The sequence below is a fragment of the Dactylosporangium sp. NPDC000521 genome, from assembly GCF_042898305.1.
Taxonomy (GTDB): domain Bacteria; phylum Actinomycetota; class Actinomycetes; order Mycobacteriales; family Micromonosporaceae; genus Dactylosporangium.
The window spans coordinates 272974-287056 of sequence record NZ_JBIAYW010000011.1 but is presented as its reverse complement, the minus strand read 5'-3'; the positions used below and the strand labels follow the sequence as shown (position 1 = coordinate 287056).

The window sequence follows — 14083 nt, the reverse complement described above, 5'->3', positions numbered from 1 at the left end:
GGTCGCAAACGGGTGACTCGTCGCTCACACCCATCCACCTGCGACAGGTGAAGGAACCTCTCACCCGTGGCATTGTGTGCCCGTGCTGATCTACAAGATCCTGCTGCCGTCCGAGTGGGCCGCGTTCGAGGCGGACGGCCGCTTCGACGGCTCGCCCCTGGACCTGCGCGACGGCTACATCCACTGCTCGTCCCGTGACCAGGTCGCCGGGACCGCCCAGCGCTACTTCGCCGACGTGCCCGACCTCGTCGTCGTCGCCATCGACGCGCAGACCATGGGCATGTGGCTGCGCTGGGAGACCTCCGCCAACGGCGGCCCCTTCCCGCACGTCTACGCGCCCCTCCCACGCGCCGCCGTCGTCGCCGTCCACCGCATCGCCGGCGCCGCCTCCGTCGACGACGTCATCCCCGCCTGATCCGCTCCCACCGGGGGGACCGCTAGGGTCTGTCCATGGACGAGGGACGATCCCGGGGCCGGTGGGCGGGCGACACGGTGGCGGTGGCGGGGTATCTCGGCGCGGCGGTCCTCCTGTGCGGGCGGCTCCTCGCGCACCTCGGGCTGCGGCTGCCGTACACGCCGGGGGACCGGATCCTCGCCGAGTACTACCTGGCGTGGGCGGCGCGGTGCGCGCGGCACCTGGAGAACCCGTTCCTCCTCGACCGGTTGAACGCGCCCGCCGGGGTGAACGGCATGGCGAACACGACGATGTTCGGGCTGGGGCTGCCGCTGGCGCCGGTGACGATGCTGCTCGGGCCCGGGGTCACGTTCGACCTGCTGGTGGTCCTGACGCTGACCGCGACCGCGGCCGCCTGGTTCTGGCTGCTGTCCCGGCACGTCGTGGACAACAGGGTCGCCGCCTGGGTGGGCGGTCTCGTCGCCGCGTTCGCGCCGAGCGTCGCCAACCATGCCACGTTCCACCCGAACCTCACGGCGCAGTTCCTGGTGCCGGTCATCGTGTGGCGGGTCGTGAAGCTGCGGGACGCGCCGGTGCGGGGCGGGCTGATCCTGGCCGCGCTGGTGGTGTGGCAGATCTTCATCAACGAGGAGACGCTGTTCGTCACGGCGCTCGCCACCGGGGTGTTCGGGCTGCTGTGGCTGGTGCAGCGGCCCCGCGAGGCGCGGGCGCTGAGCGTCCTCGCCGGGCTCGGGGTCACGCTCCTCGCGACCGCGGTCGTGCTCGCGTTCCCGCTGTGGTGGCAGTTCTCGGGCACGGGCGCCTACCGCGGCGGCGAGCAGCAGATGACGGCCTTCCACACGGACCTGCTGGGGTTCACGTCGTTCTCGCGCAACTCGGTGGCCGTGCGGTTCAGCGAGTTCCAGCCGGAGCCCGGGTTCTCCGCCGAGCAGCACGGCTACTTCGGCTGGCCGCTCGTCATCGCGGTCGCCGCCGTCGTGGCGTGGCGGTGGCGGGAGCCCCTCGTGCGGTCGCTCGCCGTCACCGGCGCCCTGTTCGCGGCGCTGTCCCTGGGCAACGAACTCACGCTGTACCAGCGCGAGACCGGCATCCCGGGCCCCTTCGCCCTGCTGCGGCACCTGCCGCTCTTCGACACTGTGCTCCCGACGCGGCTCGGCGAGGCGGCCACCTGGGCGGTCGCGCCGCTGGTCGCGATCGGCCTCGACCGGCTGCCCGCGCCGGCGGGACTGCGGCTGCTGAAGGCCGGGCTGGTCGCGGCGGTGCTCGTGCCGGCGGCGCCGGTGCCGATCAAGGTGTTCGACCGGCCGGCGGTCCCGGAGTTCATCGCGTCGGGGGAGTGGCGCGCCTTCGTCGGGCCGCAGGAGTCGGTCCTGATCGTGCCGCTCGCCTCGTTCGAGCACTGGACGGCGATGAGCTGGGCGACCGCGACCGGCGCCGACCTGCGGATGTCGCACGGCTACTTCCTCGGCCCCGCCGGCGGTGTGAGCGGCCGGCACGCGACCGTCGGCGCGCCGGCCCGGCCGACCGACCGGCTGATCAGCGCCGCCACCGGCACCCACCAGGTCACCGCCGTCACCGACCTCGACCGGGAGCAGGCCAGGCTCGACGTCGCCTACTGGCGCACGTCGATCATCCTGGCCCCCGACGGTGCCGCGGCGGCCGCGGAGCGGGGCACCCTCGAAGCGCTGTTCGGGCCGGGGCGGCACACCGGCGGCCTGTGGCTGTGGGACGTCAGGAATCCCTGACCCGGCGGCGTGCGCGGGAAGGGCCGGCCCAGCGGGTGGTGTGCGTCATGGTGGTTCCCCTCGAAGTCCTGGATGCAAGGGAATCCTCCCGCTCGCCGGGGCGGGACGGCAGTGCGCCGGCACCAGCACCGGATGGATGCTGGCACCACATCACAGGGGGATGCTCGCCCGCACCGTGGTCCCCGCGCCGACCGGGCTGTCGACGGTCAGGGTGCCGTCCAGCAGCGCGATCCGGTCCGCGAGCCCGCGCAGGCCCGAGCCGAGGCCCGCGTCGGCACCGCCCCGCCCGTCGTCGGTGACGGTCACGAGCAGCTGATGAGCGCCTGGAGTGCCGGACATGGCGACGTCGACGCGGGCGGTGCCGGTCCCCGCGTACCGGGCGACGTTCGTGACCGCCTCGCTCACCACGAAGTACGCGGTCGCCTCGACCGCCGGCGGGAACCGGTCGGCCGGCACGTCGCCGAGGCGCAGGTCGACCGGGCTGCGCCGGGCCATGTCGGCGAGGGCGGCGCGCAGCCCGTACCGGGTGAGACTCGCCGGATGGATGCCCCTGGCGAGGTCGCGCAGCTCGATCGCGGACTCCTCCAGGGCGGTGATGGCGTCGTCGAGGATCGACGCGGCGCGCGCCGGCTGGTCCGGCAGGGCGGTGCGGGCCCTGGCGAGGGTCATGCCGAGGCCGACGAGGCGCTGCTGCGCGCCGTCGTGCAGGTCCCGTTCGAGGCGCTGGCGCTCGCCGACGGCCGCCTCGAGCACCCGGCGGCGGGACGCCTTGAGCTCCTCGGCCACCCTGTGCTTGTCGCTGAGGTCGCGGAGGTACCCGCTGAAGACGGCCGGACCGGCGACCGCGACCCGCGTGATGGTCAGCTCGACCGGGAACTCGGTGCCGTCGGCGCGCCTGCCGGTCGTCTCCACCCGCTGGTCCAGGACCCGCGGCCGGCCGGAGGCGAGGAGCCTCCGCAGCCCCTGCCGGTGCGCCTCGCGCAGCGCCGGCGGCACGATCAGCTCGGCCAGCTCCCGCCCGACGGCCTCGTCGCGGCCGTAGCCGAAGGTCCGGCACGCGGCGGGGTTGAACTCGAGGATCACGCCGTCGGCGTCGGCGATGACGACGCAGTCCAGCGCGGAGTCGAGCACCGCGCGGAGGCGGGCCTCGCTGCGCCGCACCGCGTCCGCCGCCCGCGCCCGGTGCAGCGCGTCGCCGATGCGGCGGCCCAGGCTCTTCGCCGTCGACACCAGGTCCGCCGGCGGCTCGGCGAGCGTGCTGGTGAAGAACTCGACGATCCCCTCGACCCCTTCCGCGCTCCGCAACGGGAAGCAGAACGCGGCGGACAGGCCGGCCCGCTCGGCGGCGGCCGCCCGCGGGAACGCCGCCTGCCGGCCGAACTCGCGCACCCACGCCGGCTCGCCGCGCTGCCACACCGCGCCCGGAAGCCCTTCACCGCGGGCGAGCACGAGGTCGTGGGTCGCGGTCTCGAACGCCTCGAACCGCGTCGACGTCGACCACGTGGCCACGCACCGCAGCCCGCCGGGGGTCACCTGCCACATCGCGCCCGCGGACCAGCCGAGGGCCCGGCCGATCGCGTCGAGGACGGGCCGCCCGGCCGGCTCCGGCGTGGCGAGGATGTCGGCGACGGCGTGCTCCAGGCGGAGCAGCAGGGCGAAGTCGACGCTCACGGGTCCTCCGGGGCGGGCGGTAGGTTACGGACCCATGAGTATCCGGGTCGTGGTGGCGGATGACAGTCTCCTGGTGAGGGAGGGCGTCAAGGCACTGCTCAGTGATCAGGCCGACCTGTCGGTGATCGGACTCGCCGCCGATCACGGGGAGCTTTTGTCCACTGTGGAGCGGTTGGTGCCCGATGTCGTGGTCACGGACATCTGCATGCCGCCGACCGGCACCGACGAGGGGGTCCGGGCCGCGATCGCGCTGCGGGGCACCCATCCTGCGATCGGTGTGGTGGTGCTCAGCCAGTACGACGACCCCGCGCACTCGACCGCGCTGCTGCAGGACGGGGTGGCCGGCCGGGCGTACCTGCTGAAGGAGCGCCTGGCGCAGCCCGGCCAGCTCGCCGACGCGGTCCGGGCGGTCGCCGGCGGCGGCTCCGTCATCGACCCGCGGATCGTGGAGACGATGCTCGCCGCCCGCAGCCGCCCGGCCGGCAGCGCGCTGCGCCACCTGACCGCCCGGGAGCGGCAGGTGCTGGCGGAGATGGCCACCGGCGCCAACAACTCCACGATCGCGGAGCGCCTCTTCGTCACGGTCCGTGCCGTCGAGCGCCACATCAACTCGATCTTCGCCAAGCTCGGCCTCGTCGAGGAGGGCGAGACCCACCGCCGCGTCGGCGCCGTGCTGCTCTACCTGGCCGAGCGCGACTGAGCGGCGTCTGGGCGGCGTCTGTGGTGCGGGCACCCTCTGGCCCGGTGCGATGAGCGGCGTCTGTGGTGCGGGCACCACAGTGATCGTGGTGCGACCGTCGTCGCCCGCCGGTGGGGCGGCGGGCAGGCTGGGTGGGTGGACGAGGACCTGAGCGAGCTCCTGCCGCGCGGGCTGCACCGCGTCGAGGACGCGGCCGGCGTGCACCTGAGCGGCGTGCGGGACGGGTACCGGGTCGACATCCGCCACACCGGCGGCGCCATGGTCACCCGGGTCGCCGCGGCCGTGCCGGAGCTGCAGGCCCTCGGCAACGCGGCCGGCACGCTCGTCCCCGACGCGGGCGCGCCACCGGCGGCGGTCACGGCCCTGCGCGACGCGGGTGCGGCGTGGCGGGACGTGCGCGTCAGCGGCGGCCCCGGCGGGCTCGTCGCGGTCCGCCGGTCCGGGTTGTCCGGATACCCGCACGACCTGCGCCTGCTGGAGGCCCTCGCCGTAGCGCTCGGCGGCACGCCGGTCTAGAGCCAACGCCGTTCAGTCAGGCGGTTGGCTTGGTTGACAAGAGTCGGTGTTGATGATGCCGATGCTGGTGGTGGCTTTGTGGCTGTGTCGGTCGATGCGACGTACGTACACGTTGGCGACAGTCCTCAGACGCGGGCGCGGCCCTGGTGGAGGGCCATGAGGAAGCGGTCGCTGCCGTTCTTGATCTCGACGTACCGGCCGTCGCCGGAGACCAGGGCGCCGGTGACCGGCAGGACGCCACCACGGGCCGCGACGATGGTGCCGGCGATCAGGACGACGATGCCGAGCAGGGCGAGCACGGCGCTGGAGTCGGAGTTCATCGCGATGGCGCCGAAGAGCAGAAGCAGGCCCACGGCGAGCAGGGGCAGGCCGATCGCGAGGAGCTTCTTGCGCTGCGCGCCGCAGGTGGCACACCACGGCCACGCCGGCGCCTTCACCGTCTTACGGACCGCGAGCACGATGATGAGGTACAGGATGCCGCCGCCCAGAATGAAGATCGCCGCCCACGCCGGGGGCTTGGAGAGGAGCTTGATCGCCCGCTGCTCGACGGCGGGGTCGCCGTGCCGGGGGCAGACCGGCGGCAGGTGGCCGGCGCCGGCCGCGACCTGGGCGGACGGCAGGGTGATGACTGGCATGGCGGACGCTCCCCGTGACGGATCTGCAGAACAACGACGCCGGACGATCTCACGGAAGGCGGGCGTCCGAGTCAGCCGAAGGGCCACTTCTGGGTAACCGTTCCGCGTGATGCTGATCGGCACGTCGGGATGGCACCCTCGGCACCTGGGTCCGCCGGCTGTCCGACCACTTCCGGTACGCCTGCTCGTCGTTCGTCGTTCGTCGTTCAGAGCCGCTGCTCCAGTACCTGGCCGGGCCAGTCGACGCCGGTGGCGAGGCGGACCGTGAAGGTCTCCGTCGGGGTGAAGCCCTGCCGGCGGTACCAGCCGACCAGCGCCTGGTCGTCGCCCGCGTAGCAGTCGACCCGCAGCAGCCCGATCCCGCGCCGCACGGCGAGCACCCGGGCGTGGTCCAGCAGCGTCCCGCCCAGCCCCCGGCCCTGCCGCGCGCGGTCGGTGACGAGCAGGTTCACGTACAGCTCGGGCTCGTAGACGACCGGGATGTTCTCCGGCGCCTCGCCGACCACGATCGCGCCCGCCACGGCGCCGTCGATCTCGGCGACGTGCAGGTGGCCCTGCGGCACCCACCGCATCATCGCGGTCAGCCGGCGCGGGTTGGTCGAGTGCGGCTCGGTGCCCCACTGCCCGGTCCGGCCCAGCCCGACGAGCCAGCGGGTCGCGCCGTCCATCAGCCCCAGCACGGGCTTGACGTCGCTCAGGGTCCCCGGCCGGACGTACGCCTCCTCGTCCCGCAGCGGGAGCTCCAGCTCCACCTCGTCGCGCAGCGGGATGCCGAAGTCGCCGACCTCGGGGATCTGTGGCTTGCGGCAGCGGGCCCGCTGCACGGCGCCGGGGTGCACGGCCCGGACCCGCAGCCCCCGCCGCTGGTAGAAGCGCAGCGCGTCCAGGTTGTCGCTGGTGGTGATGAGCCACAGCCGGCCGCAGCCTGCGTCGGCCGCGACCGCCCGGGCGGCATCCAGCAACGCCGTCCCGATCCCAGCATGTGGACGAACGGCGTTGAGCGTGACGATTTCCATGCCCGTCGCGGCCATCTCATAGGTGAGAAGACCCACCCGTTCACCCGTTGTACTTTCGGCTACCAGGCCGGGCAGCCGGTCGGCATCGCGACCGTTTTCTCCCGTGATGACGTGGACCGCGCCGTATGCATTGGTGAGCAATTCTTGCAACCAGGACAGGTCGCCCTCGGCGACCGCTCGAACCAGCACCTGCGTACCCTATCCGTGAAATTGAATTTCGCGGATGCTGGCAAATTCGCGACACTCCGGGAAGCGCTCCGTTGGGCCATGATGGCGGTGGGCATCACCGGGGAGGGGCGCACCTTGGACGGACTCACGCGGGCACGCACGCCCGGCTGGGTCGTCGGCGTCCTCGCCCTGGTCCTCGCGATGCTGTTCGGGGCCACCGTCGGCTCGCCGGCGTCCCACGCCGGGATCGTCCACCAGCTCCTCACGCCCAGCCACCTGCCCGCCGCCGCCGGCCACCACAACCACGAGTCGTCATCGGATGACGACGAGCGGCAGCCCCTCATGCTGCACGCCGAGGGCGAGCAGGTGGACACCCCCGAGGTCGCGACCCACCAGGCCGCGCAGCTCACCACGGGCGTCATCGCGCAGCTCGTGCCGGCATCCGGTGTCGAGCCGTCCGCGGGCGCCCGCACGGGCCAGACGCCCGTCCGCTCCGTGCTGCAGGTCTGGCGCACGTAGACCGAACTCCCACCCTCGTCGTTGTTGTCACCTCGACACGGTTGGAGTGATGTCATGTCCGCATCCGCGGACGCTACCCGCATGCGCTCGGTCATCGTGACCGGCGCCTCAAGAGGGCTCGGCGCGGCCCTGTTCCACGCGCTGCAAGCCGACGGTGCCAGGGTCTTCGGCCTGGCCCGCACCTTCCCCGCAGAGCACCAGGCGCTCGCCGCGCGGCATCCGGCGTCGGTACGGCTGCGCTCCACCGACCTCGCCGAGGCCGTCAGTCTCCCGACGGAGGCGGAGCTGGCCGCGTTCGTCGGCGGGACCACACCCGAGGACGAGGTCGTCCTGCTGCACAACGCCGCGACGGTCGAACCCATCGGCCTGGTCGGCGAACTGGCCCCCGAGGACGTGTTCGCCGCGGTCCAGGTCAACCTGGTCGCGCCGATCCTGCTCACGAACACCTTCCTGTCCGCCTTCGCCCACGACCAGGCCCCCCGCCTGCGGATCGTCTACGTCGCCTCCTCCGCGGCGCACCGCAGCTACCCGGGCTGGGCGACGTACTGCGCGACCAAGGCAGGCGCAGAGGCGTTCATGCGCTGCGTCAGCGAGGCGGCGAGCCGCTCCTGCACGGTGGAGATCGTCGACCCCGGCGCCATCGAGACGCAGATGCAGCGGACCCTCCGCGAGCGCGGCACGGGCCTTCCCGGCCACGCCCGCCTCGTCGAACGCCACCGGGTCGGCGACATCGCCGACCCGGCCACGGTCGCCAAGCAGGTCGTGGCTCGTCACTTCCCCCCTTTGGTGGCGATGGCCGCGTCCTGACCGCACAGCAGCAGGAAACGGGCCGGTCGGCGACGACCACCGACCGGCCCGCCTCGAATCTCGTCCCGCCTCCGTCGTCTGGCCTTCGTCGTCTGGCCTCCGCGCCGCGAGCAACGCCAGGCTGATCACCGCGACCCGGACCAGGCCGACGAGCAGCGCCGGCCACCCCCACCACGCCGGCAGCGAGGTCGTGCCAGCACCACGATCGACGGGAGATCGACAGCGATAACCGCTGTGTGTGGTGAACCGGTCGCTTGGGTACGGTGTCGCCATGCCGGACAGCCCGCCTCCAGTGATCGTCGTGATGGGTGTTGCCGGCACCGGCAAGACCACCGTCGGGGCGCTGCTCGCCGGGAAGCTCGGCTGGCGGTACGCGGAGGCCGACGAATTCCACTCGGCGGCCAACGTCGCCAAGATGGCGGCGGGGCAGCCGCTCACCGACGACGACCGCGCGCCGTGGCTCGCGGCCATCGGCCGTTGGATCGACGAGCTCGCCGCCGAGGGCACCCCGGGGGTCGTGTCGTGCTCTGGGCTACGCCGCCAGTACCGCGACCAGTTGCGCGAAGGCCGCCCGCAGGTGCGGCTGGTGTTCCTCGATGGCTCCCGCGAGCTGATCACGCGCCGGCTCGCGGCCCGCCACGGTCACTTCATGCGCGTGGAGATGCTCGACAGCCAGTTCGCCGCCCTGGAGCCGCCGCAGCCCGACGAGGACGTCCTGGAGGTGTCGATCGCCGCCACCCCCGAGCAGATCGTCGACGAGATCGTGCTGAGGTCGCGCCTGCACTGAGACCAGCGCCGCCGCGTCCGGCGCCGAGAAAGGGCCGCCGCCATCGACTGGACGTCACACGACACCTGGCTCGTCACGTGGACCCTGGTAGCGATCGCGGTCGTGGTCGTGGTCGTGCTGATCACGCGGCCTGGTCCCGCCGCACCCCGGCCCGCGCTGATCGCGATCGACGCCCTGCACGCCGACCTCGGGCAGGCCCTCGCCTACGGCCTGCTCGTCGCCATCCCGACGGTGATCGTCGCCGGTCCGCTGTACGGCATCTGGATCGGCCGTTTCGTCAACCCCACCCCACCGGCGCGCCTGGTGGCCGCCTTCGGCATCCGCACCGCAGCACGCGCCGCAACACCGACGCCAAGGCCGCCACAAGCACCGACGCCAAGACCGCCACAAGCACCGACGCCAAAGCCAACGCCAAAGCCGACGCGAGGACCGATACGACGGCCGGCGCCAAAGCCGACGCGAGGACCGATGCGCCGGCCGGCGTCGGAGTCGCGGAGCGCGCGTCGGACCGGGCGGACGACGCGGTGGAGCCCAGCGCGCTGGGTGCCGTCGGCGACGACCTCGACGGCCCGGAGGACGAGCGGCCGGCGTCCCGCCCCGGCTTCGTGCTGACCCTGGCCACCATCCTGCTGCCGGTCGCGCTCATGCTCGGCCGCGCGATCGCCGGCATCACCCTCGACAAGGGCCACCGCCTGCGCACGGTGCTGGACGTCCTGGGCGACCCGTTCGTCGCCCTGCTCCTCGCCGTGCTGGTCGCCCTGATCACGTTCGGCCACCTGCGCGGCTTCAGCCGTCAGAAGGTCAGCGACCTGGTCGCCGGCCTGATGGCCCCGCTGCTCGCCCAGCTCTCCGGCACCGACACGGCCCTGCTCGCCCTGGCGATCGGCTCCGGCTCGCTGTTCCTGTCACACGTCAACGACGCCGGCTTCTGGCTGGTGAAGGAGTACTTCGGCATGACGGTGGGGGGAGACGTTCAAGACCTGGTCGGCGATGGAGACGATCATCTCCGTGGTCTCGATCGTGCTGATCATGGGCCTGGGTCTCGTGGTGTGACCCTCAAGAGCCTCACGTGAGGATGCCGGCGGCGGTCGCCGCGGTGACCCAGGTGTCCCACTCGTCGGCCATCGCCTCGGCGAACTGCAGGTCGCTGCACGTCAGCAGGTCGAGCGCCTCGGTCGAGTACTTCGTGTCCACGTTGTCCAGCAGGCGCTTGGAGTCGTCGAGGTCGTCGAGGGTCTGGAAGTACTCGACGGGCTTGACGGCGAGCAGCTTCAGGAAGACCGGGTAGCGCGACAGCTCGCACACCACCTTGGTCGTCGCGCGCTTGCTGTCCGGCCCGCCGTCGGCCACGACGATGCAGAAGATCGGGGCCGTCGTCCGCGTCGCCTCGTCGAGGACCACGGCGAGCGCGTCGGCGAGGTTGGTCGTGCCCATCCAGCCCTGGTGGATCTCGCGGTCGACGACGCCGCTGTAGTTGTCGACGGTCACGGCGACCGTCGGCAGGACCTTCGTGTCGAACGGGACGACCGGCACGGTGCCGTCGATGTCGATCTGCAGGGCGAAGCCGAGGGCGCGCTCGACGAGGGTCTGCACCGCGCCGGACTTGTAGTCGGCGCGCATCGAGCCGGAGTGGTCCAGCACGAGCATCGCCTGGGCACGGATGCCGCCGAGCCCGCGCCTGCTGAGCGCCAGGCCGGCCTTGTCGGCGCGCTTCGCGAGGTCGACGTGGCCCGACTCGCGCACCTTGGCGAGGTTGACCGCGGGCGCACCCGACGGCTCCTTGACGAGCGGCACCGCCCGCGCCGCGGTCAGCTGCGATTTCCCGGCCATGACGCCACCCCCTGTACGAAAGTAGGACCACGGTAACTCCTGCGGGGGTGTCGGCATTCCTACACCCGGGCGGAGGACTGAATTGAATGTGGAACCCGGTCCACAGCCACTCACAGGAGTGAATTCGTAGGGGAGGCTGAGCGCTTCTTATCCGACGTTCGCCCGGTCGGCAAGTCCTGTTTCGCGCGGACGGCGCCATTGTTTGCTTCTCCTCGGCAACCGCCGACCATCGCAGGAGGAGCACGTGAAACTCGCGGCATTACTCAGCCTGGTGCTGACCGCAGGGGCGGTGACCGTCCTCGCGACGGCCACCGCCGCGCAGGCCGCTCCGGGTGCCACCCCGCCCGGTGTCAGCCTGACGCTGGGACCCGGCCAGTCGGCCGACATCGCCAAGCACGTCGAGACCGCGCCGGTCCCGCCGAAGCCCGACATCGTCTTCCTTGCCGACACCACCGGCAGCATGACCGGGCCGATCGCCGACGTGCGCACGAACGCCGCAGCGGTCATGGCGCAGATCGCCGCCGCGCAGCCGCAGGCGCGGTTCGGCGTCGCCGAGTACAAGGACTTCGAGGACTCCGCGCCGTTCACGGTCCGCCAGGACGTCACCGCCGACCAGGCGGCGGTCCAGGCCGGCATCGACCAGTGGGTCGCCGGTGGCGGCGGCGACCTGCCCGAGGACGGCATCAACGCGCTGTTCCAGCTCGCGAACGGCGCCGTGCACTTCCGTGACGGCGGCACCCGCATCGTCGTCGTCTTCGGCGACGCCTCGTCGCACGACCCGAGTCTCGGCCACGGGCTCGCCGACACCGTCGCGGCGCTCAACGCCGCGCAGATCCGCGTCGTCGCCGTCGACATCGGCAACATGAACGCCGGCGGCCAGGCCGAGGCGATCACGTCCGGCACCGGCGGCGTGTACCTGCCGAACGTGCCCGCCGGCCAGGTCAGCGCCGCGATCCTCGCCGGCGTCCAGGCGATCCAGGTCAAGGTCACCCCGGCCCTGTTCGACTGCGACGCCGACCTGTCGGTGACGTTCGACCCGGCCGCGAAGACCGTCGACAGCGGTGCCACCGCCGACTTCATCGAGCACGTCACGGTGGCGGGGAGTGCCGCGCCCGGCACGTACACCTGCAAGGTCGACTTCCAGGTCGACGGGGTCAGCCAGGGGCCGGCCTTCGTCCAGACGCTGTCGGTCACCGTCCTGACCATGTCGATCAACGACGTCGTCGTCGACGAGAACGTGGGCAACGCGACGTTCACCGTCTCGCTCTCCGGCCCGCCGACGTCGCCGGTCAGCGTGAGCTACGCGACGGCCGACGGCACCGCCACCGCCGGCGCCGACTACGCCGCGGGCAGCGGCACGGTCACGTTCACGCCGGGTCAGACCAGCAGGCCGGTCACCGTGCCGGTCACCAACGACGCGGTCGACGAGCTCGACGAGACCTTCACCGTCAACCTGTCCGCGGCCGCCGGCGCCACGATCGTCGACGGCACCGGCGTCGGCACCATCGTCGACGCCGACCGCAACGGCACGTTCTCCTGCGCGGCGCAGGTCCTGCGGGTCGGCCCGCTGTCCTCGCCGGCGGCGAACCCGGCCGACGTGCCGTGCGCCGACGACAGCAAGGTCCTCGCCCGGCTCACCCTCGACTCCGGGCTGATCCGGGTCGAGTCGAAGACCCTGGCCGCGGGCACGGCGCTGACCCCCGGCAACCTCGACGCCGCACCCGCCGCCGGCGACAACGGCACCGCCAAGGCCACCGTCGAGTCGGTGAAGATCACCATCGGCGGCCTCGCCCCGACGACGATCGAGCTCGGGCTCATCCAGGCCACCGCGAAGGCGACCTGCGCGTCCGGCCCGGGCGGCCTCGCGCCGGTCCTCAGCGGGTCGTCGAGCATCGCGTACCTGAAGATCAACGGCGTCGCGGTCACGGTCGGCAGCGCGCCGCTCACCGTGCCGCTGGTGGTCGGCTCGCTCCGGCTCAACGCGACCACGACCACCCCGACCAGCGTCACCCGGCAGGCCGTCGTCCTCGACACCCTGCTGACCGACGTGGTCATCGGTGAGGCGCACGCCGACATCCACGGCACTGCCGCCCACCCGACCGGCAACCCCTGCCGCGTCTGACCGTCACCGCAGCGCGGCCCGTCCCTTCGCACGGGGCGGGCCGCTCCTGCCGGCGTTTGCGGCAGGTGTACGACCAGCGCCGCGTCACACGGTCCGGCCCTCCGGGAACATCCGGGGGCCCGGCGTTGTTGACCATGAATTGTGACCGAGATTCCGCTTTCCGTCCTTGACGTCGCGCCCCGCGCCGCGAACGCGTCCGCCGGCGATGCCCTGCGCAACACGACGGAGCTGGCCAGACGCGTCGAGGCGCTCGGATACCGCAGGTTCTGGGTCGCGGAGCACCACAACATGCCCGCGATCGCCAGCTCCACGCCCGCGGTGCTGCTGGCGCACCTGGCCGCCGCGACGTCCACGATCCGCGTCGGCTCCGGCGGTGTGATGCTGCCCAACCACGCGCCGCTCGTCGTCGCCGAGCAGTTCGGCACCCTCGAGGCGCTGCACCCGGGCCGCATCGACCTCGGCATCGGCCGGGCGCCCGGCACCGACCAGCACACGGCGCTCGCGCTGCGCCGCACCATGGAGGGCCTGTCGGCGGAGCACTTCCCGGAGGAGCTGCAGGACCTCATCGCCTACTTCACCGGCGACGACGCCGGGCAGCGCATCCTCGCCTCACCCGGGCGCGGTGACAAGCCCGACGTGTGGCTGCTCGGCTCCAGCGGCTTCAGCGCCCAGCTCGCCGGCCTGCTCGGCCTGCCGTTCTCGTTCGCGCACCACTTCTCCAGTGTCAACACCCTCGCCGCGCTGAAGCTCTACCGCGACAGCTTCCGCCCGTCGCAGTGGCTCGACGCCCCCTACGCGATGGTCGCCGTCAGCGCCATCTGCGCCCCCACCGACGAGGAGGCCGAGTTCCTCGCCGGGCCGAGCCAGCTGTCGTTCCTGCGGTTGCGCGCCGGCCGGCCCGAGGCCATGGTGACCCCGGAGGAGGCGGCGGCCTACCCGTACAGCGACCGCGAACGCCAATTCGTCCTGGAACGGCGTGACGGCCAGGCCCTCGGCTCACCGCAGACCGTCCGCGCGCAGCTGACCGAGCTGCTGGACCGCACCCAGGCCGACGAGCTGATGCTGACCTGCATGGTGTACGACATCGAGGCCCGCGCCCGGTCGTTCGCCCTGGTCCGCGAGCACGTCGCGGCGCACCTGACCCGTTAGGCC

Annotated in this window: 15 protein-coding genes; 11 read left to right on the top strand and 4 right to left on the bottom strand. The window is 72.6% G+C overall.

The window, feature by feature from the left end; all coding sequences use genetic code 11:
* The first annotated feature begins 82 nt into the window (after positions 1 to 82).
* Together ACFY3L_RS33745 and ACFY3L_RS33740 are read left to right on the top strand one after the other, a co-directional pair.
* Entirely contained in the window at positions 83 to 415 is a 333-nt protein-coding gene (locus ACFY3L_RS33745; protein ID WP_389333341.1) for a DUF952 domain-containing protein, read from the top strand.
* Positions 416 to 450: 35 nt separating this feature from the next.
* Positions 451 to 2160 (top strand): hypothetical protein, encoded by a 1710-nt coding sequence (locus ACFY3L_RS33740; RefSeq protein ID WP_389333338.1) that lies wholly within the window; start codon positions 451 to 453, stop codon positions 2158 to 2160.
* A 150-nt stretch (positions 2161 to 2310) separates the two neighbouring features.
* Here ACFY3L_RS33740 and ACFY3L_RS33735 read toward each other — a convergent pair whose 3' ends face one another.
* Positions 2311 to 3831 (bottom strand): PAS domain S-box protein, encoded by a 1521-nt coding sequence (locus ACFY3L_RS33735; RefSeq protein WP_389333335.1) that lies wholly within the window; start codon positions 3829 to 3831, stop codon positions 2311 to 2313.
* Positions 3832 to 3865: 34 nt separating this feature from the next.
* Here ACFY3L_RS33735 and ACFY3L_RS33730 point away from each other — a divergent pair, with 34 nt between their 5' ends.
* The gene (locus tag ACFY3L_RS33730) at positions 3866 to 4531 is read left to right on the top strand and encodes a response regulator (protein ID WP_389333332.1); all 666 of its coding nucleotides are present in this window, start codon (positions 3866 to 3868) and stop codon (positions 4529 to 4531) included.
* A 135-nt stretch (positions 4532 to 4666) separates the two neighbouring features.
* A complete protein-coding gene (locus ACFY3L_RS33725; RefSeq protein WP_389333329.1) occupies positions 4667 to 5047 on the top strand; it encodes a hypothetical protein in 381 nt (126 codons plus the stop codon).
* A 125-nt stretch (positions 5048 to 5172) separates the two neighbouring features.
* On the opposite strand, the gene ACFY3L_RS33720 is transcribed toward ACFY3L_RS33725, so the two are convergent.
* Positions 5173 to 5682, bottom strand: a complete 510-nt coding sequence (locus tag ACFY3L_RS33720) for a hypothetical protein (RefSeq protein WP_389333326.1) — start codon at positions 5680 to 5682, stop codon at positions 5173 to 5175.
* Positions 5683 to 5888: 206 nt separating this feature from the next.
* Entirely contained in the window at positions 5889 to 6887 is a 999-nt protein-coding gene (locus ACFY3L_RS33715) for a GNAT family N-acetyltransferase (RefSeq protein ID WP_389333323.1), read from the bottom strand.
* 114 nt (positions 6888 to 7001) lie between these two features.
* On the opposite strand from ACFY3L_RS33715, the gene ACFY3L_RS33710 reads away from it, so the two are divergent.
* The 5 genes from ACFY3L_RS33710 (at position 7002) to ACFY3L_RS33690 (ending at position 10052) form a co-directional block, all read left to right on the top strand.
* Positions 7002 to 7385: a hypothetical protein gene (locus ACFY3L_RS33710; RefSeq protein WP_389333320.1), complete on the top strand. Its 384-nt coding sequence runs from the start codon at positions 7002 to 7004 to the stop codon at positions 7383 to 7385.
* Positions 7386 to 7466: 81 nt separating this feature from the next.
* The gene (locus ACFY3L_RS33705; protein ID WP_389333317.1) at positions 7467 to 8192 is read left to right on the top strand and encodes an SDR family NAD(P)-dependent oxidoreductase; all 726 of its coding nucleotides are present in this window, start codon (positions 7467 to 7469) and stop codon (positions 8190 to 8192) included.
* Positions 8193 to 8463: 271 nt separating this feature from the next.
* Positions 8464 to 8979 (top strand): gluconokinase, encoded by a 516-nt coding sequence (locus ACFY3L_RS33700; RefSeq protein WP_389333314.1) that lies wholly within the window; start codon positions 8464 to 8466, stop codon positions 8977 to 8979.
* Between the two features lie 102 nt (positions 8980 to 9081).
* A complete protein-coding gene (locus ACFY3L_RS33695) occupies positions 9082 to 9591 on the top strand; it encodes a hypothetical protein (RefSeq protein WP_389333311.1) in 510 nt (169 codons plus the stop codon).
* Entirely contained in the window at positions 9504 to 10052 is a 549-nt protein-coding gene (locus ACFY3L_RS33690) for a hypothetical protein (RefSeq protein WP_389333309.1), read from the top strand. The genes ACFY3L_RS33695 and ACFY3L_RS33690 overlap by 88 nt, the downstream gene beginning before the upstream one ends.
* Here ACFY3L_RS33690 and ACFY3L_RS33685 read toward each other — a convergent pair.
* A complete protein-coding gene (locus ACFY3L_RS33685; protein WP_389333306.1) occupies positions 10045 to 10809 on the bottom strand; it encodes a VWA domain-containing protein in 765 nt (254 codons plus the stop codon). The two genes, ACFY3L_RS33690 and ACFY3L_RS33685, sit on opposite strands and share 8 nt — an antisense overlap.
* Before the next feature lie 244 nt (positions 10810 to 11053).
* Between ACFY3L_RS33685 and ACFY3L_RS33680 the strand changes: the two genes are divergently transcribed.
* Positions 11054 to 12931 carry a Calx-beta domain-containing protein gene (locus ACFY3L_RS33680; protein ID WP_389333303.1) on the top strand — a complete coding sequence of 626 codons (1878 nt, stop codon included), beginning with the start codon at positions 11054 to 11056 and terminating at the stop codon, positions 12929 to 12931.
* Between the two features lie 141 nt (positions 12932 to 13072).
* Positions 13073 to 14080 carry an LLM class flavin-dependent oxidoreductase gene (locus ACFY3L_RS33675; RefSeq protein WP_389333300.1) on the top strand — a complete coding sequence of 336 codons (1008 nt, stop codon included), beginning with the start codon at positions 13073 to 13075 and terminating at the stop codon, positions 14078 to 14080.
* Positions 14081 to 14083 lie beyond the last annotated feature (3 nt).